Annotated in this window: 19 protein-coding genes and 1 tRNA gene; 8 read left to right on the top strand and 12 right to left on the bottom strand. The window is 70.2% G+C overall.

Annotation, left to right across the window (positions count from 1 at the left end; genetic code table 11):
• Positions 1 to 2: 2 nt before the first annotated feature.
• Genes CU254_RS30890 through CU254_RS30870 form a run of 5 tightly spaced genes read left to right on the top strand, consistent with a single transcriptional unit; the run spans position 3 to position 3,712 of the window.
• Positions 3 to 1,067: an FAD-dependent oxidoreductase gene (locus CU254_RS30890; protein WP_037715361.1), complete on the top strand. Its 1,065-nt coding sequence runs from the start codon at positions 3 to 5 to the stop codon at positions 1,065 to 1,067.
• Between the two features lie 57 nt (positions 1,068 to 1,124).
• On the top strand, positions 1,125 to 1,934 hold the full coding sequence (locus tag CU254_RS30885; RefSeq protein WP_009082469.1) for a metalloregulator ArsR/SmtB family transcription factor: 810 nt from the start codon (positions 1,125 to 1,127) through the stop codon (positions 1,932 to 1,934).
• A complete protein-coding gene (locus tag CU254_RS30880; protein WP_009082468.1) occupies positions 1,931 to 2,521 on the top strand; it encodes a dihydrofolate reductase family protein in 591 nt (196 codons plus the stop codon). The genes CU254_RS30885 and CU254_RS30880 overlap by 4 nt, the downstream gene beginning before the upstream one ends.
• Before the next feature lie 45 nt (positions 2,522 to 2,566).
• Complete coding sequence (locus CU254_RS30875) at positions 2,567 to 3,328, top strand: SDR family NAD(P)-dependent oxidoreductase (RefSeq protein WP_009082467.1); 762 nt, start codon at positions 2,567 to 2,569, stop codon at positions 3,326 to 3,328.
• A gap of 18 nt (positions 3,329 to 3,346) precedes the next feature.
• Positions 3,347 to 3,712 (top strand): MerR family transcriptional regulator, encoded by a 366-nt coding sequence (locus CU254_RS30870; protein WP_009082466.1) that lies wholly within the window; start codon positions 3,347 to 3,349, stop codon positions 3,710 to 3,712.
• Between the two features lie 120 nt (positions 3,713 to 3,832).
• Here the strand turns inward: CU254_RS30870 and CU254_RS43815 are convergent, their stop codons facing one another.
• From CU254_RS43815 to CU254_RS30855, 4 genes are all read right to left on the bottom strand, one after another.
• Positions 3,833 to 4,093 carry a hypothetical protein gene (locus tag CU254_RS43815; RefSeq protein ID WP_050788321.1) on the bottom strand — a complete coding sequence of 87 codons (261 nt, stop codon included), beginning with the start codon at positions 4,091 to 4,093 and terminating at the stop codon, positions 3,833 to 3,835.
• A 254-nt stretch (positions 4,094 to 4,347) separates the two neighbouring features.
• The gene (locus tag CU254_RS30860; protein ID WP_234392773.1) at positions 4,348 to 5,037 is read right to left on the bottom strand and encodes an alpha/beta hydrolase; all 690 of its coding nucleotides are present in this window, start codon (positions 5,035 to 5,037) and stop codon (positions 4,348 to 4,350) included.
• A gap of 52 nt (positions 5,038 to 5,089) precedes the next feature.
• The gene (locus CU254_RS44420) at positions 5,090 to 5,398 is read right to left on the bottom strand and encodes a hypothetical protein (protein ID WP_037715358.1); all 309 of its coding nucleotides are present in this window, start codon (positions 5,396 to 5,398) and stop codon (positions 5,090 to 5,092) included.
• Between the two features lie 278 nt (positions 5,399 to 5,676).
• Positions 5,677 to 5,750: transfer RNA gene (locus tag CU254_RS30855), tRNA-Leu, on the bottom strand.
• A gap of 124 nt (positions 5,751 to 5,874) precedes the next feature.
• Between CU254_RS30855 and CU254_RS30850 the strand changes: the two genes are divergently transcribed.
• The gene (locus tag CU254_RS30850; protein ID WP_037715356.1) at positions 5,875 to 6,096 is read left to right on the top strand and encodes a DUF3618 domain-containing protein; all 222 of its coding nucleotides are present in this window, start codon (positions 5,875 to 5,877) and stop codon (positions 6,094 to 6,096) included.
• Positions 6,097 to 6,734: 638 nt separating this feature from the next.
• Here CU254_RS30850 and CU254_RS30845 read toward each other — a convergent pair.
• A complete protein-coding gene (locus CU254_RS30845) occupies positions 6,735 to 7,214 on the bottom strand; it encodes a hypothetical protein (protein WP_037715354.1) in 480 nt (159 codons plus the stop codon).
• Between the two features lie 220 nt (positions 7,215 to 7,434).
• Positions 7,435 to 8,034, bottom strand: a complete 600-nt coding sequence (locus CU254_RS30840) for a TetR/AcrR family transcriptional regulator (protein WP_037715350.1) — start codon at positions 8,032 to 8,034, stop codon at positions 7,435 to 7,437.
• Between the two features lie 71 nt (positions 8,035 to 8,105).
• Here CU254_RS30840 and CU254_RS30835 point away from each other — a divergent pair, with 71 nt between their 5' ends.
• Positions 8,106 to 9,566: an NAD(P)/FAD-dependent oxidoreductase gene (locus tag CU254_RS30835; protein WP_009082460.1), complete on the top strand. Its 1,461-nt coding sequence runs from the start codon at positions 8,106 to 8,108 to the stop codon at positions 9,564 to 9,566.
• Positions 9,567 to 9,885: 319 nt separating this feature from the next.
• Here the strand turns inward: CU254_RS30835 and CU254_RS30830 are convergent, their stop codons facing one another.
• The 5 genes from CU254_RS30830 to CU254_RS30810 form a co-directional block, all read right to left on the bottom strand.
• Positions 9,886 to 10,452: a helix-turn-helix domain-containing protein gene (locus tag CU254_RS30830; protein ID WP_009082459.1), complete on the bottom strand. Its 567-nt coding sequence runs from the start codon at positions 10,450 to 10,452 to the stop codon at positions 9,886 to 9,888.
• Between the two features lie 124 nt (positions 10,453 to 10,576).
• Positions 10,577 to 12,259 carry an LCP family protein gene (locus tag CU254_RS30825; protein WP_037715347.1) on the bottom strand — a complete coding sequence of 561 codons (1,683 nt, stop codon included), beginning with the start codon at positions 12,257 to 12,259 and terminating at the stop codon, positions 10,577 to 10,579.
• Between the two features lie 163 nt (positions 12,260 to 12,422).
• Entirely contained in the window at positions 12,423 to 14,603 is a 2,181-nt protein-coding gene (locus tag CU254_RS30820) for a phospholipase A2 (protein WP_037715345.1), read from the bottom strand.
• 982 nt (positions 14,604 to 15,585) lie between these two features.
• Positions 15,586 to 16,950, bottom strand: a complete 1,365-nt coding sequence (locus CU254_RS30815; RefSeq protein WP_009082453.1) for a GGDEF domain-containing protein — start codon at positions 16,948 to 16,950, stop codon at positions 15,586 to 15,588.
• Between the two features lie 477 nt (positions 16,951 to 17,427).
• Complete coding sequence (locus CU254_RS30810; RefSeq protein ID WP_037715343.1) at positions 17,428 to 18,636, bottom strand: MFS transporter; 1,209 nt, start codon at positions 18,634 to 18,636, stop codon at positions 17,428 to 17,430.
• 352 nt (positions 18,637 to 18,988) lie between these two features.
• Between CU254_RS30810 and CU254_RS30805 the strand changes: the two genes are divergently transcribed.
• A complete protein-coding gene (locus tag CU254_RS30805; RefSeq protein WP_037715341.1) occupies positions 18,989 to 19,885 on the top strand; it encodes an SDR family NAD(P)-dependent oxidoreductase in 897 nt (298 codons plus the stop codon).
• Positions 19,886 to 19,892: 7 nt separating this feature from the next.
• Here CU254_RS30805 and CU254_RS30800 read toward each other — a convergent pair whose 3' ends face one another.
• Positions 19,893 to 21,467, bottom strand: coding sequence for a phosphoenolpyruvate--protein phosphotransferase (locus CU254_RS30800; RefSeq protein WP_037715339.1), 1,575 nt, complete (start codon positions 21,465 to 21,467; stop codon positions 19,893 to 19,895).
• Positions 21,468 to 21,496 lie beyond the last annotated feature (29 nt).

Here is a 21,496-nt window from a genome sequence, read left to right as displayed (position 1 = left end):
GTATGACTCGTGACGTCCTCGTGTGCGGTGCCGGCATCGCTGGTTCGACTCTCGCGTTCTGGTTGGCGCGCAACGGTTTCCGGCCGACCGTCGTGGAACGGGCGGCTGGCCGGCGCAGCAGCGGCAATCCGGTGGACGTGCGCGCTGGCGCGATGGAGGTGGCCGATGCGATGGGCGTCGTGCCGCGGTTGCGCGAGGTCGCGACGCACGCTCAGCGGCTGCGCGTGCTCAACGCGCGCGGGCGTTCGGTCACCACGGTGCGGATGGCGGTGAGCAAGGAGATCGAGGTCCCGCGCGCGGATCTGGCTTCCGTGCTTTACGAAGCCGCGCGCGATGACGCGGAGATTCTCTTCGGCGACACCATCACCGCACTGCAGCAGGACGAGGGCGGGGTCGACGTCACCTTCGAGCACGCTGCGCCGCGACGGTTCGACCTGGTGCTCGGAGCGGACGGCGTGCACTCGACGGTGCGGCGGCTCGTGTTCGGCCCGGAGCGGGAGTTCGTCCGGCACGCCGGGCTGTATGTCGGGACGGTGTCGCTCGGCGAGCCGTCTGACTATCCGGAGGACATCGTCCTGCTCAACGCTCCGGGCCGCCTCGTCGCGATCCATCCGGTGCGGGGGAATTCCGGGGTCGCGTTCATCTTCCGCGCGCCGAATCCCGGGCAGGGCAAGGAAATCGTGTCCGCCGCCTACCGCGGTCTCGGCTGGCGGGTCCCGGAGTTGCTGGCCCGCTTCGACGCGGCGGACGACGTGTTCTTCGACGCGGTCGCCGTGGTCGATCCGCCTCGCTGGTCGCACGGCCGGGTCGCGCTGGTCGGCGATGCCGCGTCGTGCGTCTCGCTGCTCGGCGACGGTTCGAGTCTCGCGATCGTCGGGGCGCACACCCTGGCCGCGGCGCTCGCCGAAGGCACCCCCGCGGAGGCGTTCGCGCGCTACGAGGCGACCCATCGAGCGCGGGTGAAACCCAAGCAGCGCGGGGTCCGGACGGCGGCATCGATGCTGGTCCCGCGCACGAAACGAGGCCTGGCGGTCCGCAACCTCGCCGCCCGCCTGCTGCCCGGCTGAGCCGGGCCGAAAAGAATTCCTTGACACGAATATTCTACCTGGTGAATACTTCAGTGCATGGACGGGATCGCCTCAGCACTCGCAGACACCACCAGGTGGCAGCTGGTCGAACTGCTCGCGGAACGGCCGCGGTCGGTCGGCGAACTGGCTGAGCTGACCGGGCTGCGCCAGCCGCAGACGACCAAGCACCTGCAGACGCTCGCCCGCGCCGGACTGGTCACCATGGCCCCGCTCGGGCAACGGCGGGTCTACGCGGCCGAAGCGGCTCCGCTGCGCGAATTCGCGGATCAGCTGCACAAACTGGCCGCGACGATCGAGGCGCACGCGGGGGAGCGCGACGTGCTCGACCGCTACCGCGCGGCGATCGAAGCCGACACCGCGGCCGCGGACCGGGATCGCTGGGCCGACGGCCGCGCGTTCTCCTTCGAGCGCGAGCTGCCGGTGCCGCCGGAAACGGTGTGGCGGTACTGGACGGACGCCGGGCTGCTCGCGTCATGGTGGGTCCCGCCGTCCCTGACTGTCACCGAGTGTGTTCTCGAACCGGAGCCGGGCGGGCGCGTCGTTCTCGTCTACCGCGACGCCGAGGGCACGTACCGCTCGGAAGGGCAGGTCCGGGCCGTTCGCGAAACCGAGCGGCTCGGGTTCGACCTGTCGGTGCTGGACGCGGCCGGAGCCGTCGCGTTCAGCGGCCACTACGACCTCGCCCTCGCCGCCGCGGCGAACGGCGGCACCCGGCTGCGGCTGGGTCTGGAGATCAGCGCGACGACCGTCGAGGCCGTGTCCGCCATCACCGGAATCGAAACCGGCTGGGGACAGGTCCTCGACCACCTCACCGAAGTCCTCACCCGAAAGGAAACCCAGTCATGACCGAGCGTCGTGTCACCGCCAACCTCGCCCTGACCCTCGACGGCCGCTACCACGGTCCGGAAGGCCCCGGCGACATGAGCGCGATCATGCCCTACGTGACCACCGAAACCGCCCGCAACCAGATGACCCGCATCTGGGAGAACGCGACGACCGCGCTGCTCGGCCGCCGCAACGCGGAAGGCTTCCTCGGTTTCTGGCCGAGCGTCGCCACCGACGAGAACGCCGACCCGCGCGACCGCGGTTACGCGAAATGGTTGGTGGACACGGAAAAGGTGGTCCTGTCGAGCACGCTCACCGAAGCGCCGTGGGAACGCGCGCGGGTCGTGAACGCGCCCGCCGCCGAGGTCGCCAACTCGCTCAAGGCCGACGGCGAGGGCGACATCCTGGTCAACAGCAGCGTCAGCGTGATCAAGGCGCTGCTGGCCGAGGACCTGATCGACCGTCTGTACTTGATCATCTGCCCGCAAATCGCCGGCGGCGGACCGCGGTTGTTCGACGACGGCCTGCCGGGTACCAAGTGGACAGTCGCGCACCAGGAGACCGGCGATCTCGGCGAACTGGCCCTGGTTTACGACCGCGTGCGCTGAGCGGCTTGACCTTCACGCATACGGCAATGTTTAGCGTCGGAAGACATGAGTGAAGAACAGTTTTCCGGCAAGGCAGTGATCGTCACCGGCGGCGGAACGGGCATCGGACAGGTCACCGCGCACGAGTTCGCCCGGCAAGGCGCGAACGTCCTCGTGGTAGGCCGCACCGCCGAGCGGCTCGCCGAAACCGCGGCGGGCTTCCCACGGATCCGTCCGTTCGCCGCCGACCTCACTTCGCCCGGTGCGGCGGAGCAAATCGTCGCCGCGGCGGTCGCCGAATTCGGCCGGATCGACGTGCTGGTGAACAACGCCGGCATCGTCGATCCGGCCGCGCTGGGCGAGATCAAACCCGGCGCGTTCGACACCGTGGTCGCGACGAACCTGCTCGCGCCGGTTTATCTTGTCCAGGCCGCGATGCCGCACCTGAGCGAAACCAAGGGCGCGGTGGTCAACGTGACGACCGCGATCGGCCAACGCGGCTGGCCGATGCCGGGCCGCGAGTTCTACGCCGCGACGAAAGCCGCGCTGGACTCGCTGACCCGAAGCTGGGCAGTGCAACTCGCCCCGCGAGGCATCCGAGTCACCGCCGTCGCCCCCGGTCCGGTCGCCACCGAGATCTACGCCCGCGAAGGCCTGACCGCCGACCAGGCCAAGGCGCAGCACGAAGCCCTGCAGGAAATGGTGCCCCTGCGTCGGCTGGCGCGCCCGGAAGAAGTCGCGCACTGGATCGTCCAGCTGGCGAGCCCCGGAGCGGAGTACCTCACCGGCGTGGTGCTGCCCGTCGACGGCGGCGCAGTGATCGCGTAGCGGCGTACGCTCGGGTCGGTGCGGATCGGAGAATTGGCGAAGGCCACCGGCGTAACGACCAGGGCGCTGAGGTTCTACGAGGAGCAGGGCCTGCTGACCGCGGCCCGCTCCCACAACGGTTACCGGCACTACGACGAGTCCGCGATCGAGCGGGTGGCGAACATCCGCTACCTGCTCGATTCGGGACTGACGATGGAAGACATCCGGCCATTGGGCTCCTGCCTGCAGGGCGATTTGCCGTCCCGGCGCTTGTCGTCGAGCGCGGTGGCGTTGGTGGATCGGCGGTTGGCAGTGCTGGACGAACGGATCGCGGCGCTTACTCGGGCACGGGAGAGACTGTCGTCGCGAGCAACTGCTGCGCGGGGCGAGGTTGGTTGCGATTGATGCGCTAGTAATGGCAGGGGAGCGCAACACACGCGGCTGTTCCGGCGGCTAGCGGAGGTACGGCTGGCAAGTTCGCCCATTATCCGGCACAGTCAATGCGGTCTCTCGCGCTGGGAGACCTTAGGACCTGGGCTCGGGCGTTCCGTTAGGCCAAATGCACGGCGAACTGACCCCGATGTTGAGCCTTCCCTTGTCCGGCCCGGTGACCGTGCCTTCCAAGCTCATCAGATAGCCGTCGCGCTGGGCATTGGCGAACAGATCTCGGGGCCGGTTGTCCGATTCGAGCGACCAGCCGTTCTGCGTCCACCATTTCTTGAGCTTTTCGTAGTAGCTGTCGTTGCGCGTGCGGTCCGGGCCGTCGACCCACATGCTGACGCTCACGTGAATCTGCCCCGTCGCTTGATCATTGTCGTCAGTGCACGAAAGCTGTGGTGCGAAGTCGTCGGTCAACCGGTACCCCGGGGGGAATATGGCTGCTGCGGCTGCGTGCGCAGAAGCCAATGCGGTCTCGCGTGCTTGCGCGGCCGAAACCGTGGGTTGCATGGAGGCACCTCCGCATGAGGCCAGGGCGAATACGGCGATTGCCATGAGAGCTGCCTGAATTCGCGCAGGCGTTTTTCGGTTTGGCGGGTTCGTCAAGGTTTGTTCCCAGCGATGATGTTGCCCATCGCGCGGAGCGAGGGCGATCGGTCGACCCAGTAATTGCTGTGGGCACCCGCGACATGTCCGGGGTCGGACTCGAATGTCTGCCCGCCGAAGTAGTCGGTGGCGGGGTCCGGGCCGAGAGGGTCGAACGGTTCGGCTTGGGGCGAGTGAAGGTTGGTCAGGGCGGGAACGGGGTCGGTGAGTGCTTTGGTGGAGTAGATGTGCTGTCCGACCTGATCTTGCGGGACGGCGTCGAGGCGGAGCTGGTTGGCGTGGTCGACGCCGACTCCCGGGCTGGCGACCATGACGAGGTTGTCGGCGGGCAGGCCGAGGTCCCGGGCGGTGTGCCCTACCGCGGTGGTGCCGTAGCTGTGGCCGATGACGGTGGTGTTCACCGGTCCTTGGTGTGCTGCGCCGATTCCTTCCTGGAAAGCGCGGAGAGAGTGTTCCGCGTTGTCGGCGTAGCTGGTGCTGGCGGCGTCCGTGAGGGTTTGCGGTGCGTCGTACCCAGCCCAGGTGATGACCGAGGTCGACGGCGACCCGAGCCCCGCATGTGGGTTTTGTGCTGGGTGGCCGCGCCCTCGGCGGCTGGGCCGCTCCAGCCGATCACCGGGAGAAGTTTGCCGTAGTCGTCGCCCTCGCTGACCAGAACCTGGACCTTCGCCCGCACGGTCGAGCAAACCTCGTCCAGCACGTTCGGGTTCCAGGCGCGCACATCGGCCAGCGACACCATCAGCGCGGCCCCCGCATCGTCGGAGCGGCCGGGAACACCCCCGCGGCGGCCTGGTCGCCGCGCGCGTACCGGTCGGCCGCGGCTCCCAGATTCTCGCCGAACCGCTGGGCTTGGGAGCACCACTGCACGAACGTCGCCGACAGCGACTGCCCGCACGCACCCGCCGCCGCTGCGGCCTTCCCGCCCCGCATCGCAGCGGAGATCCGCCCGACCAGACTCGCGCAATCCGCGCCCCGCAACCCACTGGTCTTCTCACCCGCAGACCGGCCCGCTGCTCTCAACGCGGCGGGCACACTCGTGAACCCCATCGGCCTCCCCTTCCGTAACCGACCAATCACGTTACGGACGCCTGGGCTCGGAGATCAACGGCGCTACTCCCTCAAACGGGGTGCTCACCAGCGAAAACGCGAAGGTCTACCTAGCTCGGCTGAGTAGAACCACTCAGCATTGGCGAGGGAGCAGGCGGAGGCGACCGCATTATCTCCGATAAGTGAATAAGTGTCCTTATCGCCGGCACATGTGGGGCATGCGGTCTGTCCGGACCAGTTGCCAGGCTTGCTCCGCTGCATGGCAGAACCGCCAGGGGTGGGGCCGGAGAGACTCGAACTCTCACTGGCACGGACCTAAACCGTGTGCCTCTGCCAATTGGGCTACGGCCCCCAGGAACCAGGTGCGATCGTAGCGCGCGCCACGTTCGGGTTCGCTCGGCGTGGCCAGTCGCCGTCGCGCGGGGGTTGTCCTCTACCGTGGACCGCCTACAGTCCGACTGCGGCGAGGAGGGCACGTGGCTCGCGACCCCGAGACCATCGAGCGTGAGATCGAGCAGGCGAGGACCGCTTTGGCGGCTACCCTCGACCAGCTGGGCACGAAAGCCAGTCCGCAGAAACTCGCCGAGCAGGCGAAGGACGGCGTGCGCGCGAAGCTCGACAACCCGAAGGTCAAGTACCCGCTCATCGGGGCTGGCGTGCTGGTCGCCGTGCTGCTGGTGCGGAAGCTGTTCCGCTGACGGTTCGCGGCCCGCGCTGACCAGGGTTGCCGACGTACGCCTCGGTTACGCCGGGCGCGGCCTTCTCCGCGAATGCGGGTCCTCCCTGAATGGCGGATGGACAGCGCTGTTCGTTACGCCCGGTGAACTTCGTGAGAAGTGCCACTGAACCAGGGGTCACCTGTTTGGTGGTCGCTCATTCGGGTCGGTTCGGGGCAACACGTTCGCCGAATCGGGCTACCCCTTCAGGGTGACGAGGCGGGTTTACCCCGCTGTACTGGACGCTGGCAGCTGTTTGCGGGCGTGAACCGGCGGGGTGTTGAGGCGATGCCGCTCAAGGTCGCGAGGCGACCTCAAGGGCAGGCAATGCGCGTCAAAGCTGGGTACGGGCGAGGCGGTCGCGAGGACGACCCCAAGAGCAGGGACGCGCCGAAGCAGCGGCGCGGGCAGGCCCTGAGGCAGGCCGTGCGTCAAAAGCAGAGGCGCGTGCAGGCGAAACCGGCTCGCGAAGGTGGCCTCAAGGGGCGGGCGACGTGCGCCAAGGCGGGTGAAACCAACTCGTGTAAGCGCCCCAAGGTGCAGGCAGCGCGCCGAAGCAGGGTGCCCGGGCAGCGAAACCAGCCCACGAAGAAGCGGGCTGAAGCAGAACGCGGTAAGGATCAGGCGCGTGCGACCGGAGGAGTGGCCGACGCGCCCGCTGTCACACCGGGGCGGCTCGCCTCGTCGGGTTTGCGGTCCTCGACCTCTTTCGGGAGCTGCTTGCTCGGCGGCAGCGCGGGCTTGGCGGCCTTGTCCTTTTTCGCGGCCGGAGCTGCCGCAGGCGTCTCGGCCTTGCTCTCCGACGAAGCCTCCTTGGCCGCCTTCGCGCCGCCCGACGGCGGGATTTCCAGCGGTTCGATCTCCGGCAGCGTCAGGCGGGCGGCCATGTACGCGCTGGTGAACTCCAGTGCGTTGCCGTTCAGCAGGTGCACGACCGTGGGTCGCTCGTTCGGGGCGAGCTTCTCCACGAGCTGGTCCGCCCGGTCGCGGGCGGCGATGATGCCCGGCGCCTTGCCGGTCAGCTCCTTGCCGCGGCCGCTGACGGTGATCGTCCAGTCGTCGTTGTCGTGCTCGTACGTCGCCGTGATCGTTTCCACCACTGCCTCACCCCTCTCGTCATCAGCATGCGTCACAGGTCGAGACCCGGCCACCGCAAACTCATGACGCGATTCCTGCTTGCCGGCCGCTGGCGCGACACTCAGTGTGTCTTTCTACCGTGTCATCGATACCGCAAGAAAACTCTGTGTCACAAGTAACGGGACGAGATGTGCGCTGAGTGACGACCGAATGGCCTAATGCACGGCCATCTTCACGTGCACGCTAGATCGCTCGCTGTGACAACCCCGCCCAGAGCAGATCCATCGCGTACTCGGTGGCCTTCTCCGGAGTCACCTCCGGGAAGCGCTCGCACCAGATGGCCAGCCGCTCGCAGGCTCCGACGACGAACTCGGCCGACGCTTCCGCGCGCAGGGTGTCCTCGCTGTCGAAGTAGCCGCTCATCAACGCCGTGATCAAGTCAGTCTGCTGCCGGCGGGTTTCCTCGATCTCGTCCGCGGCGTGCGTGCCGATCAGCGCCATCTCGTGCCGCAGCAGCGACCAGGCCTGACGGCGCTCGCGGATGAACACGAAGAACGCCAGCAGCCCGCGCCGCAGGGCGTCCTGTGCGGACTCCGCGCCGACGATCGACTGCTCGGTAGCCTCCTGCAGCGCGGCTCGCGACTGCCGGATGCACGCCAGCAGCAGGCCCTCTTTCGAGTTGAAGTACTCGTACAGCATCGGCTTGGACACACCGACCAGCTCGGCGATCTCGTCCATCGACGCCATCGCGTAGCCGCGCTCGCCGAAGACCTGCTCGGCGACCTCGATCATCTGCCGTTCCCGCTCGGCTCGGGGCATGCGCTTGCGCTTGGCGGTGGTCATGGCGCACACTCTACCGCCAGTAACCTACTCCGAGTAAGCTGGACTTCGGGTAACAGTTAACGGGAGGACGCATGGGCAACCGCACCGAGACCGGCGTGATCGTGGTCGGCACCGGGTTCTCCGGGCTCGGCATGGCGATCCAGCTGCGCAAGGACGGCCGCGACGACTTCGTGGTGCTCGAGAAGGCGCACGACGTCGGGGGGACCTGGCGCGACAACAGCTACCCCGGTTGCGCGTGCGACATCCCGTCGCACATGTACTCCTTCTCGTTCGAGCAGAACCCCGGCTGGTCGCGCGCGTACTCGCCGCAGCCGGAGATCTACGAGTACATGCGCGGGGTCGCCGACAAGCACGACCTGCGCCGCTTCATCCGCTTCGGCCAGGAGATGACCGGCGCGCGCTGGGACGCCGAGGAGAACCGCTGGCACGTCAGCACGCGCGGCGGCGACGAGTTCGTGGCCCCGGCGCTGGTCGCGGGCGTCGGCGCGCTGCACCGGCCGATGATCCCCGACCTGCCGGGCATCGAGCGGTTCCAGGGCCGCGCGTTCCACTCCGCCGAGTGGGACCACGACTTCGACTTCGCCGGCAAGCGCGTCGCGGTGGTCGGCACCGGGGCCAGCGCGGTCCAGTTCGTGCCGAAGATCGCACCGGAGGTGGCCGAGCTGACGCTGTTCCAGCGCACGCCGCCGTGGGTGATGCCGAAGGCCGACCGCGACATGCCGGGCTGGCTGCGCGGGCTGTTCCGCGCGGTGCCGCCGGCGCAGCGGCTGTACCGGAATTTCCTTTACTGGACGCTGGAAGCGCGCGCGATCGGCTTCAACGGCCAGCCGTGGATCATGAAGATCGGGCAGCGGCTCGCGAAGAGCAACATCGACCGCGCGGTGAAGGATCCGGAGCTGCGCGCCAAGCTGACCCCGGACTACACGATGGGCTGCAAGCGGGTGCTCATCTCGAACGACTACTACCCGGCGCTGGCCCGCGACAACGTCGACGTGGTCACCGATGGCGTCGCCGAGGTGCGCGAGCACAGCATCGTCGACCAGGCGGGCGTCGAGCACGAGGTGGACGCGATCGTCTACGGCACCGGTTTCCACGTGACCGACGCGTTCGACAGCCTGGAGATCGTCGGCCGCGACGGGCGGAACCTCGCCAAGGAGTGGGCGAGCGAGGGGATGCGGACGCATCTCGGGATCACCGTCAACGGCTTCCCGAACCTGTTCTTCCTGCTCGGGCCGAACACCGGGCTGGGCCACAACTCGGTGGTCTTCATGATCGAGGCGCAGATTTCCTATATCGCGCAGGCGTTGCGGCTCGCGGGCGACCGGGCGCTGGACCCGCGCGAGGACGTGCAGGAGCGGTTCAACGCGCAGGTGCAGCGGAAACTCGAGAAGGGCATCTGGACCCAGGGCGGCTGCAAGAGCTGGTATCTCGACGCGAAGGGCGTCAACCGGACGCTGTGGCCGGGCTTCACCTGGCGGTACTGGCTCGACACCCGGACGGTGCGGCGGGAGGACTACGAACTGCTCGGGTGACGCTGGCACGAGGGGGACTTTCGCGGCGGGGGATGGAGTCGCGAAGGTCCCCCTCGTGGTCTTGTGCGGCAGTCCACAGTGGACTGGTCGGTGCGAGGGGAACCTTCGCGGCAGGGGAGGAGTCGCGAAAGTTCCCCTCGCAGTACGCGGGCAGCGTTCAGCGCGGAGCGGGCACTCCACAGTGGACGCCGCGAGGGCGGCGTTGTCGTCGAGCGGAAGAGAAACCTCGGCGGACGAGCGGCCGCGCGGAGGCGAAGCAGAACGAGGGGGACGTTCGCGGCAGGGGAGGAGTCGCGAAGGTCCCCCTCGTGGTCTGCGGTCAGGCCGGAGCGAGCTTGCGCAGGTGCGAAACCAGCTCAGCCGTGGGAAGTCCGCACAGCTCGGCCATCCGCTCCAGCGCGGCGAAGTCGAACGACACCTCGTCGGCCGAGGCGCTCGCCGAAGCGGGCTGGCCCGAGGCCGCGGGCGCGGAAGAGGTTGGCGTGCCGGAAGATCCGGATGCGGAAGCGGCGGCTGGCGCGGCCGGCATCGCGACTCCGTTCTGCCGCAACCGTCCTTCGGCCCAGCGCCGCAGCGGAGTCAGCTCCGGACCGGCCTCCGCGACGACCCGGCGCAGGTCCACGCGGACCCGTCCCGGTTCCTCGGTGAACACCCGGCTGTGCACCTTCGCCAGCAAATCCTGCGGAAGCTCGTCCATCGCCACGCACAGTTCGACCAGGCGCACCACGGAACACTGCCGCGTGCCCAGTTCGTACGTCGCCAGCGTCTGCAGCGAGATCTCGCTCTGCAGATGCGCGTTCAGCTCTTTGCGCGTCCATCCCCGGCCACGCCTGAGCTTGCGCAGCTCGTCTCCCAGTACCCGCTGGTAGTGCTCAGCGTCGATCACGGCCCCTGCCCCTCAACCAACTTCGCGGACGCGGGCTTGCGTCCCGGTGGTGAAAGTGCCGAAGCGGCCGCTCATTACGCGGGTTTCGGAAAAATTTTCCGCTTGCCCCGAATGGAGCAACGCGTTAGTTGACGCACGGCACCCCGTCGGCGGTGATCGGCTGGTCGTCGCTGCCCGGACCGGTGGGCGTGGACGGGGGAGCGGACTGCTGCTGCGCCGGAGGAGCTTGCGCCGCACCGGTTCCGCTCGAAGCGCCGGCGGAGGGTTGGTAGTCCGAACCGAGGAACACCTTCACGTGGCCCTTGGGCACGCTCTTGTCTTCCTGCACCGTCGCCTTGGTGCCGAGCGCGTCCGCGACCGCCTGCCCGGCCGCCTCGCCGCCGCTGGGGACCCAAATCACAGTCGTCTTACGCGAGGACGCGTTGTCCGTGTCGCCCGCAGTGAAGCCCTTGTCCGCCAGCTGCTTGGACACGGTCGCCGCGAGACCGGTGCGATCCGAGGCGTTGCGCACGTCGACCGTGGTGTCCTTGTGCGACTCGTCGGGCTTCGGCGCCTTTTGCTGCGCCGGGGCGCCGTCGGCCCCGGCCTGCGGACCCGCGAGGCCCTGCACGAACGCCTTCACCTTCGCCGGGTCGACCTTCACCGCGACGCCGTCGTTCGGCGTGCGGTACTCGACGTTGTCGACCGGGATGGTGCGGAACTCGAGCTGGCCGCCGGTGAGGCCCTTCATCTGCTGGGCGAAGCTGAAGATGTCCCAGTTCTGGTTCAGCACCACGGACTTCTTGATGGCGTCGACCAGCGCGTTGAGCTTGGACGGGTCGGTCAGCGTTCCCGCGGACAGGATCTTGCGCGCCATGCCCGCCATGAACACCTGCTGGCGCACGACCCGGTCGAGGTCGCCGCGCGGGAGCCCGTGCCGCTGCCGGACGAACTCGAGCGCCTCGACCCCGGAGATGGTGTGCTGGCCCTTGGTGAAGTTCGCGCCGGAGTACTCGTCGTTGACGTTGTCCTTCAGGCAGACGTCCACGCCGCCGACGGCCTTCGTGATGTCGCTGAAGCCGAGCAGGTTGATCGCCGCGTAGTTGTCGATCGTGGACCCGGTCAGCTGCTGGATCGTCGCGATCAGCAGCTTCGCGCCGGCCTGGTTGGCCTTGACGTCGAGTTCCTTAGGATCGGTGACGCCCTGGGCCTGCAGGTCTTTGCGGGCCTGCAGCATCGCCCTGGCGTACGCCGAGTTGATCTTGTGCTTGCCGTAGCCGGGGATGTCCACGTACGAATCGCGCGGCAGCGACAGCGCGACGGCCTTGCTGCCGTCGTTCGGGATGTGGACCAGGATCAGCGTGTCGGTGTTCAGCTCGCCGTCCGATTCGCCCGCGCGCAGCTGGGCGAGCAGTTCCGGGGACAGCGGGTTGCCCTGGGCGTCGGTGCGGCTGTCGAGGCCGACCAGGAGGATGTCGCGGGCGCCGTCGGCGGGCTTCTCGCCGCCCGCGCCCTCGCCGATCACGTCGGAGTAGCTCAGGCCGTTGACCAGGCCCTGCAGCGACGCCCATGCGTACCCGGTGAGCCCCATGACCAGCAGCGACACCACGGTGAGAGCGATTTTCGCGCCGCGCAGGCCGCCTCGGCGGGACCGTCCGGACGGACGGCGCGGGGGCGGTCCGGGACGCCGGGACGGACCAGTGGCCTGCGGTTCGCGTCGCGAGCGGGGCGGTGGCCCGGGCCGCCGCGCCGGTCCCCGGCCGGGCTGGTCCTGCCACGAGCGGGCGGGGCGGCGATCGCCTTGCCCGTTCCGAGGCGGGTAGTCCACGGGGCCGGCTCCTTCTCGTCGTTCTGGTCTCCGCTACTGGAGACGCATGGTGCCGGGCGGGGGTTGCGGCGGTTTCGCACCTCCCCCGGGCGGTGTGGTGTGCACCACCTATGGTCCGGTATCCGAAGCAGTTTCGCCCGGTTGGCGGTACGCGTGTCGCGGGTCAGGACGCGGCGGCGGCCGCTCGCCTGGCCGGAACCATGCACGAACCCGCTCCGACCAGCGCGAACACCGCGGTGAGAAGGTGCAGGACGACGACCGCCGAACCGTGCGTCTCGCCGCCGGCGGCCGCCACGAGCGACGGCACGCAGGTCAGCGCGGCGGCGAACCACGTCGCGGCCGAGGTCGCCGCCGCGCCGGTCCGGACGGCGTGCAGCAGCAGGACGCCGAGGAGCAGGTGCACGAGGCTCTGGACCGGGTCCAGCCGCAAGCCGAGCACGTCGGCGTCGGCGGCCACGGCGCCGAACCGGGCCAGCGCGAGACCGAAGACGCCGAGCGTCGCGTAGCCGATGCCCAGCGTGGCGGCCGCGCGAGTGAGCAGCACCGAACGGCGGCCGGTCGGGTGGTACGGACGCGGGGCGACCGGCGCTTCGGCGCTGGTCTTGCCGGGTTTGGCCGGGTGCCGTTCGAACCACCAGAAGACCAGCGCGGCGGGCACGAGAAGCAGCGCCACCGCGGCGAGCATGCGCGGCTGGAGGAGCCAGCTCAGGCCGTTCGCGATCGGTCCGGGCAGGTAGACCACGGCGACGAGCAGCAGCATCGCGGCGAGGAACGCCAGGTACAGGCTCATCGGGGCGCGCAGCATGAGCCCTGCGGTGCGGACTACCCGGTCGCGGGCGGCCCAGCGCCGCAGCGGCGCCGCGAGGAGCCCGACGAGGCCGAGCTGCGACACACCCAGCAGCAGGACCGTCCACGGCCTCGCGGACAACGCGGCAGGCGCGCCTGGGTTGCCCAGCAGTACCGGCGAAGCGTCGAAGGCGAACACTGCGACCGCGAGGGCCGCGACGCCGCTTACGGCCGCGACAGCGAGCACCGGACGGCGAGGGCGGACGCCGTCCGCGTACGCGAACGCCACCTGCTGCGCGAGGAGAGCCAAGGCGAGCGTCGCGGCGTAGCGCGGCCAGGACACGTCCGTCCAGCTCGCGGCGAGTTCACCGGCCACGACGACAGCGGTCAGCGCCGCGACCGACCACAGCCGCGTGCGGCGGTAGAGCGCGAGCAGCATCGGCGCGCCGATGACGGTCAGCAGGTAGACGCCCAGCAACCACAGCGGGTGCAGGGCGATCCGCATGACGGTGGCGTTGGTCCCGGCCGGGATGCCGAGAAGTTCCAGCGCCAGCGGCACGATCAGAGCGACCACGGCGAAGATCAACGCCGGGCGCAGCAGCGGGCTGGACCGTTCGGCGAGGTAATGCCGGTAGCCGCGATCGCGTTCGGCCCGCCAGCCCGCCGCGTTGGCGAGCCCGCCCGAGAAGAAGAGCAGCGGCGTGAGCTGCGCGAGCCAGGTCAGCGGCCACCAAGTGGCTTCCGGCGCGCCTGCCCAGTCGGCCAGCGCGGTCGCCGATTCGCCGATCATCAGCAGCACCGCCCCGGAGATGCCGAGCACCGCCCACGGCCGGGGGACGCCGCGCGGCAGCCGCGGACGCGGGGTCGTGCGGCGGGCGGTGTGCCAGCCGCGCAGGCGCATCACGAGCAGGCAGCCGATCACCAGGACGCCGGCGACCATCGGGCCGATCGGGTCGCCGACCGGCGGGCCCCAGCGCTGGTGCCACGAGTTGAGCACCAGCCCGCCGGTGAACACCGACGCGACCAGCTGGCAGGTGCGCTCGGAGTTCATCGGGTTCAGCTCGCAGGTGCGGTGCATGTCCTGCTCGAGCCGGTCGTCGAGCGCGGCCCGGGCGGACTGGTCGAGCGGGTGGCCCTTGTCGTTGGCGTAGCGGAGCAGGTCGTAGCCGAGGTCGTGCGCCTTGCACGGGACCGAGAAGTCCCATTTCGTGTTGTCGTCGCCCCACGGGGCCGAGCAGCCGCCGTCGAGGTGCGCCGCGCGGACGGTGCCGTCGCGGGCGGGCAGCGCGCCGGGCTTCACGCCGGTGACCGCGGTGAAGTCCTTGGGCAGGAGCGCGAGCGCGGTGGCCTGCCCGTCGGGGTGGGTGAGCGCGTCGACCGCGTTCCGCGCCGCGAGCACGCCGCCGGTCGGCGGGCCCTGGTCGGGCGGCGACGCGGGCCGCGAGGCGATCAGGCCGAACCCGAACACCACGAGCAGGACGAGCAGCAGCCAGCCGGACGTCGACCAGGGACGGCGAACGCGAACGGCGGCCGGGGCACGGTCGTCGGTGGCTGGCATGCGCACCAGGGTGCCAGCCCGGCGCGCGCCGCGGGAGGCGGCTGTCCCCCTCACCCGGGTGGGGGGTAACCCCCGGGGCGGGCCGACGTGGGGTTGGTTGCGCTGGGCTCATCGGGGGCCACTTTGGGTGCTCCCGGGTCTGTCTCGCCGCCGCTCTTGGAGGCGCGGTGCTGCGCTGGGTCCGGTCAAAGCGCCCCAACGCCACATTGGGTGCATCTGACGCACCCAATGTGGCGTTCGGTGCGTCCAGCGCACCCAATGTGGCATTGGGGCGGTCTCGGCCGGGCGGGGACAAGGCCGGGGCGGGGCGGAGGGGCAGGCGGGCCGGAGCGGCGGGGCGGCACAGCGGCTAGGGCGAGCGGCGGGGCGGCTGGGGCGAGCGGCGGAGCGGCGGGGTGGCACAGCGGCTGGGGCGAGCGGCGAGGCGACGGGACGGCGGCCCCGCGCGGCGGGTGCAGCGGCGGGCGAGCCGTGGCGGAGTGGCGGGCGGGCCGGGGCTGGAGCGGCGGGCGGGGCAGAGCGGCCGGGCCGGGCAGCAGGGTGGGGAGAGCGGCGGGGCGGCTGGGGTGGGCGGCGGGGCGGAGTGGCGGGGCTGAACGACGGGGCGGAGTGGCGGGGCGGAGTGGGCAGAGCGGCGGGTGAGGCAGGAGCGTCACGCGGGTCCTGCGCGGCGTGCGAGACCGCCTCGCGGCGGGGTTCGCTCGCGCATGAACGGAGAGCGACGGAGCGCGGCAGCTGAGTCCGGGGAGCGGCGGTCGAGTCCGGGGTGCCGGGGCCGGATTCCCGGTCCTGCGCCATCCGGGTTCGGCAATCCCGGCGGTTCCGATCCGGCTCGAAAAACCGGCCGGTGCGGTTAGCGCCCCGGCCGACAATTAACCCGGCGGCTCAATCCGGCGGCGGAACGGGGCGCGGGCCGTCGCGGACAGTTGCTGAATCGGTTTCGCGATTAATCGCGAACAGTGCCGGTGATCGGAATTGTGGATCACTCGGACGGCAGATTCGCGTCCGCGAAGCGCACCTGGTTCCGGCCGCCTTCCTTCGCGGTGTAGACGGCCGCGTCGGCGGCTTGCAGCAACTGTTCCAGTGCCGTTCCGTTCACCCCGAGCAATGCGACCCCGATCGACGCGGTGCGGCCGGTGATCAATGCGGAACCGCCGCGTTTGTCGGTCGTCACGATGCGCTGATCGGCGATCGCGGTACGGATCCGTTCCGCGGTCACCTTCGCCGCCGTCGTGTCCACATCGGGCAGCAGGATGAGGAACTCCTCGCCGCCGAAGCGCCCGATGATGTCCTTGGGACGCGTTATCTCGTCGAGAGTTTGCGCCACCGTGCGGAGCACGTCGTCCCCCGCCGGATGGCCGTACGTGTCGTTGATCCACTTGAAGTGGTCGAGGTCGATCATCAGCAGCGCCAGGGTTTCCCCGCCGCGCGCGGCCCGCGCGAGCGCGCGTTCCGCGGACTCCGACCACCCGCGCACGTTGAAGATCCCGGTCTTCGGATCAGTGCGCGCTTCGGACTGCAGTTGGTTGATTTCCGCCAGCCGGTTGCCCAGCACCGTGATCAGCACGAGGATCACGATCGCCGGCGGGATGTTCACGAGCAGGATCGTCGCGATGGTCCCGAGGCTGATCGTCGACAGCTCCAGCAGGTTGTCGTCCTTGGTGCCCAAGACGTTGCGCAGGGTGGGCGCGGACGTGCCGCCGAGCGCGAGCAGGCCGCCGATCACGATCGCCTGCAGCGCCGCGTAGCTGAAGCCGACGAGCATCAGGATCCCGAAGACCTGCAACGAGTTCGCGGGCGAAAGCCGGGCCAGTTCGGCGGACGCGAAAGTCTGGTACAGGTGGTGCGCCAGCAGTGCCGACACCGCATGCGTGAACGAGGTGAACACGAACTTGTGCGGCGGTCGCCGGGAGTTGAACCACCGCTGGACGCGCAGGAGCGCGATCAGCAGCAGCGTCAGCGGGATCGGCAGCAGCAGCGCGGCCGGGAACACCCAGATGCCGGTCAGGTCGATGTGGACGGCGGTGACCCGGTTGCGCCGCCGTTCCTCCTGCCGCCGGGTGAGCTGGATGTGCACCGTCGCGCAGCCGGCGAGGATCGCGAACCGGCCCCAGTCCACGAGATCCGGGCTCGGCGACGCGATCACGCCGAAGGTCAGCAGCGCCGCCGCGATCGCGTCCCAGGCGAGCAGGAACGCGATCATCCGGCGCGGTTTGGTCCAGAGATCCCACGAGGAAACGGGGTTCGCGGCGAACACGGCACGCAGCCGTCCCGCGAAGCCCGTCGCGGCGGGCGGTTCCTCCCCGGGGCCGCGGGCCTCACCGCGCGCCGGATCGGTTCCGGGCATCGGGCCGTGCCTCCTCCGGTGTCGGATGCGGTTCCCGGAAGGTTCCCGGTTCTGCGTCGTTATCAGTTGCCGGTATCATCTCACTCACCGACTTCGAACGCTGTATTCGGTCGTAGTCTCCGAACCCGGAGACGCCTTCCGCGACAACTGCTCCATCCATGAAGTAAATTGCGGAGGAGAGTCCCCGCCGTCCCCCCGAGTGAGGTGTTTTCCCGTGCGCGACCGCGAAGCGTGAATCGAGCTGTTGTCATTTTCCGATGAATTGTCAGCGAGCGGAGGTGGACAGCTGTGCGTGACCGTGAAGCGTGAGTTCCGTGACCGATCGACAGCGGATTCGTGACAATGCGAACGGAGGTGTGTTCCGTGCGTGACCGTGAAGCGTGAAACGACTTCCCGTCCGGCGTATCCGGACCCATTCGGCCGGTGCCTCGACCCCGGCCACAGTTCCCTCCCGGATCCATCCCGCACCCCCCCCGATCAGGCCCCGGCCGCGACCGCGTGCCGCACCCGGGTCCACGAGAACGCGGTGGGGATCGCCAGCGCCACGCCGGCCAGCCCGGCCAGCGCGATGGCGGTGACGGCGGAGCCGGTCGCCTGTGCGACCACCCCGCCGAGAGCCACCCCGATGCCCTGCGCGACGCGCAGCCCCGTGCGGTAGAGACCGCCGGCTCCGCCGCGCAGTTCGTTCGGCACCCAGGTGGAGAATGTCGCGGTCACGGTGATGATGTAGGCGCCCATCGCACCGGCGAGCGCGAGCAGCACCAGCGCGACCACCAGGTTCGGCCGCAGCAGGAACAGCGCGAGCATGGCGAGCGAAGCCGTCGCCAGCACGCCGAGCAGCCGCTGCCGGACCGCGGCGGACGCGAATTTCGACAGCAGATAGGCCCCGGCGACGAAGCCGAGCGGGTCGGCGGCGAGCAACCAGCCGACCGCCGCGGACGGCGCGTTCAGCTGCTGGGCCAGCGGCGCGGCCAGCCCTTCGGGCACGACGGCCAGCCCCACGAGCCACGACAGCGCGATCAGCACGCGCAGTTTGCGCTGCCCGAACACCCAGCGCGTCGCGGAGAACCAGGTGCTGTGCTCGCCCCCGGCGGCGGGCCGGTCGCGCACCCACACCCGCACGATCACCGACGCCACCGCGAAGCTCACCGCGTCGATCGCCAGCGCCCACGACGTGCCCACGGCCGTCACCAGCACGCCGCCGCCGGCCAGGCCGAGCAGCTGCACCGTGTTGGTCGTGATCCCGCGCAGGTCCTGGCTGCGCAGGTACAGATGGTCGTCGGTGAACACCTCGCGGGTGATCGCGTTCTGCGCCGCGTTCGCCGGTGACGCGGCCAGCTGCACCGCCACGAGCAGCAGGCACAGCGCGGGCAGCGGCATCCCGGGCAGGCTCATCAGCCCGACCAGCACCGCCTGTGCCGCGGCGCTCACGCTCAGCACGGCGCGACGCGGGTAGCGGTCGGCGAGGAAGGACAGCCCGAGCCCGCCGGCGAGCGCGGGCAGGAAGGTCAGCGCGTAGACGACGGCAGCCCAGAGCGCGGAACCGGTGCGGTGGTAGACGAGGATGGACAACGCCACCTTCGCCAGCTGGTCGCCCGCGCTCGAGATGGCCTCCGCCGCCCAGAGCACGCGATATTCGACATTCCGCAGCGGTGCCGTAAGCCGAGAGGTCGCTTCGGTCGTCACGAGATGACCACTGCCCCCTCCCCGATCGAGTGAATGCGGGCGTCCCGCATTGTGCCTTCGCCTGATGCGCTCCTGGCCAGGAGTGTCACTACTCCGGCCAGGGCATGCACGTTCAGTATGCCGCCGATCACACCAGGGTGAACAGTCGGGAAGAATCCGGTGGCCGGAACGCGGAGCCGTTCGGAGTGACCTGCCGCAGGGTATCCGTGGCACTGATCAGCTTTCCTCGTTCGGCGCAGCGCGACCACCGTTCGTCGTCACCGTCCGGTACGACTGGGCCGAACGGTCCAACACTGGGAGAGACCCGGCGGAGCGGTCGTCCTCGCGCCGGGCGCACCAGCGGGGAGTGAGCGTGGACAGACTGTTGCAGGACAGGGCCGTGGTCGTGACCGGGGCCGGGCGCGGGCTCGGCGAGGCGTTCGCCGTGCACGTCGCGCGGGCGGGCGGCGCGGTGGTGGTCAACGACGTGGACGCCGACCTCGCCGAGCGCACCGCCGAGACCATCCGGGGTCACGGCGGGCGCGCGGTCGCGAACGGGCACAGCGTGGCCGATCCGGCGCAGGCGCAGGCGATCGTCGACCAGTGCGTCGCCGAGTTCGGCCGGATCGACGGCCTGGTCAACAACGCGGGGCTCAACTACGAGGCGCTGCCCTGGGAGGACGACGCGGAGCAGGCCCGCCAGCTGGTCGAGGTGAACGTGCTCGGCGTGATGTACACCGGGCTGGCCGCGATCCGGGCGATGGTCGGCGCGGGCGGCGGCGGGTCGATCGTGAACATCTCCTCCGGCGCGTCGCTCGGGCAGCGCAAGCTCGGGGTGTACTCGGCGAGCAAGGGCGCGGTGGCGTCTCTGACCTATTCGTGGGCGCTGGACCTCGAGGACTCGGGGATCCGGGTGAACGCGGTGTGCCCGGTGGCGCACACCCGGATGGTCTGGAAATCCGAACGCGCGCTGCGGGCCTGCCCGCCGGAACGCACGCCGGCGAAGATCGCGCCGCTCGTGCTGTTCCTCCTCGGCGAGGGCTCGCACGGGATCACCGGGCAGATGATCCGGTGCAACGGCCCGCAGCTGCACGTGATGGGGCAGCCGTACTTGAAGCAGCCGATCCTCGAGCGTCCGGACTGGGACACCGAGACCGTGCAGGAGGCGTTCGACGAGGTGTTCTCCGCCCACCTGGAGAACTACGGACTGGAGAAGCGCGTGCCGCCGCGGCTGCGCAAGTGGACGGAGAACTCGATCCGGGCGTCGTGACCCGGAGTCAGCGGGCCTTGGCGGCGGCTTCGCGGCAGGCGGGCAGGTCGACCGTGCGCAGGGTCGCGCCGACGGCGGCGAGGGCGGCCGAGTTCATCGACAGACTGGTCACCCCGAGTCCGGCCAGCACCGGGGCCAGTCCCGGGTCGGCGGCGGCTTCCCCGCACACGCCGACCGGTTTCCCGGCGGCGGCCCCTGCCTCGGCGACCATCCCGGCCAGGCGCAGCAATGCGGTCTGGTTCGGGTCGTTGAGCGCGGCGACCGCGCCGAGCTGCCGGTCGGCGGCGAAGACGTACTGCGTCAGGTCGTTCGTGCCCAGCGAGACGAAGTCGACCTCGGCCAGGATTTCCTTGGCGCACAACGCCGCCGCCGGCACCTCGATCATCACGCCGGCGCGGGCGATCCCGGCCGCCCGCGCCCGTTCGGCGAACCAGCGCGCCTCGGCGGCGGTCGCGATCATCGGGGCCATCACGGAAAGCTCGGCCCCGGTGTCGGCGGCGGCCCCGGCGATCGCGGTCAGCTGCCGGTCCAGCAGTTCCGGCCGGTCGAACGCGACGCGGACCCCGCGCACGCCCAGCGCCGGATTCGGTTCGTCGCCCATGTCCAGGAACGCCAGCGGTTTGTCCGAACCGGCGTCGAGCGTCCGGACGATCACCGGCTTCCCGGCAAAGGGCGCCAGCACCGCCGCGTAGGCCGCGCGCTGGGCGTCCACGGACGGTTCTTCCGCCGCCGCCAGGTAGCAGAATTCCGTGCGGAACAAGCCGATTCCCTCCGCGCCCGCGTCGGCCGCGGCGCGGGAGTCCGCGGCCGAGCCGACGTTCGCGAGCAGCTTCACCGGATGCCCGTCGGCCAGCGCGCCGACCCCGTCCCATTCCGCGCGCGGCTTCCGGCTCGCGGCGCGCACACTGCCGTCGGAGGGCGAAACCGTGCCGGCGGAACCGTCCACGGCGAGGCCCGGACTGTCCGCGGCGAGCACTCCGGAGCACGCGACCACGGCCGGAATTCCCAAGGCCCGCGCGAGAATCGCGGTGTGGCTGGTCGGTCCGCCCTCTTCGGTCACCAGCGCGAGGACCAGTTCCGGGTCGAGACCGGCGGTGTCGGCCGGGGCGAGGTCGCGCGCGACGAGCACGCTCGGCGACGTCAGGTCGGGCACGCCCGGCGGGGCCACTCCGAGCAGGTCCGCGACGATCCGGTCCCGGACGTCGGCGACGTCGCGGGCGCGTTCGGCCAGGTAGCCGCCCGCGGCTTCGAGTGCCGCCATGAACTTCGCGGCCGCGTCCCAGACCGCGCGCGGCGCGGGCAGCGACTGCTCCCGGACGAGCTGTTCGGCGGACGCGAGCAGCGCCGGATCCGCCGCCATCGCCGCGGTCGTTTCCAGCACCGATCGGGCATCACCGGACACGGAACGGGCACGATCGGACAACCGGGCAGCGACCCGGGCCGCCGCCGGACCGATCCGGCCCGCTTCCCCGGCCAGGTCCGCGGGCACCGGCTGATTCTCGGGTTTCCGCAGGTCAGTGGCTACGACGACCCGCGGGCCCTGGGCTTGGCCGGGGCTGACTCCGACTCCGGACAACGACATGGCGAGACCTCCGGGAGCAAAGGATCTTG

Origin of the sequence: Amycolatopsis sp. AA4 (assembly GCF_002796545.1) — a bacterium.
Classification (GTDB): Bacteria; Actinomycetota; Actinomycetes; order Mycobacteriales; family Pseudonocardiaceae; genus Amycolatopsis.
The sequence above is the reverse complement of the archived record's forward strand: the minus strand, read 5'-3'. Positions and strand labels throughout refer to the sequence as shown.

What these genes read in the sequence shown, in the direction of transcription:
- CU254_RS30815 (WP_009082453.1), bottom strand. Translation starts at nt 16,950, where the DNA reads ATGCCCGGAACCGATCCGGCGCGCGGTGAGGCCCGCGGCCCCGGGGAG.
- CU254_RS30875 (WP_009082467.1), top strand. Translation starts at nt 2,567, where the DNA reads ATGAGTGAAGAACAGTTTTCCGGCAAGGCAGTGATCGTCACCGGCGGC.
- CU254_RS44420 (WP_037715358.1), bottom strand. Translation starts at nt 5,398, where the DNA reads ATGGGGTTCACGAGTGTGCCCGCCGCGTTGAGAGCAGCGGGCCGGTCT.
- CU254_RS30890 (WP_037715361.1), top strand. Translation starts at nt 3, where the DNA reads ATGACTCGTGACGTCCTCGTGTGCGGTGCCGGCATCGCTGGTTCGACT.
- CU254_RS30800 (WP_037715339.1), bottom strand. Translation starts at nt 21,467, where the DNA reads ATGTCGTTGTCCGGAGTCGGAGTCAGCCCCGGCCAAGCCCAGGGCCCG.
- CU254_RS30840 (WP_037715350.1), bottom strand. Translation starts at nt 8,034, where the DNA reads ATGACCACCGCCAAGCGCAAGCGCATGCCCCGAGCCGAGCGGGAACGG.
- CU254_RS30820 (WP_037715345.1), bottom strand. Translation starts at nt 14,603, where the DNA reads ATGCCAGCCACCGACGACCGTGCCCCGGCCGCCGTTCGCGTTCGCCGT.
- CU254_RS30880 (WP_009082468.1), top strand. Translation starts at nt 1,931, where the DNA reads ATGACCGAGCGTCGTGTCACCGCCAACCTCGCCCTGACCCTCGACGGC.
- CU254_RS30885 (WP_009082469.1), top strand. Translation starts at nt 1,125, where the DNA reads ATGGACGGGATCGCCTCAGCACTCGCAGACACCACCAGGTGGCAGCTG.
- CU254_RS30835 (WP_009082460.1), top strand. Translation starts at nt 8,106, where the DNA reads ATGGGCAACCGCACCGAGACCGGCGTGATCGTGGTCGGCACCGGGTTC.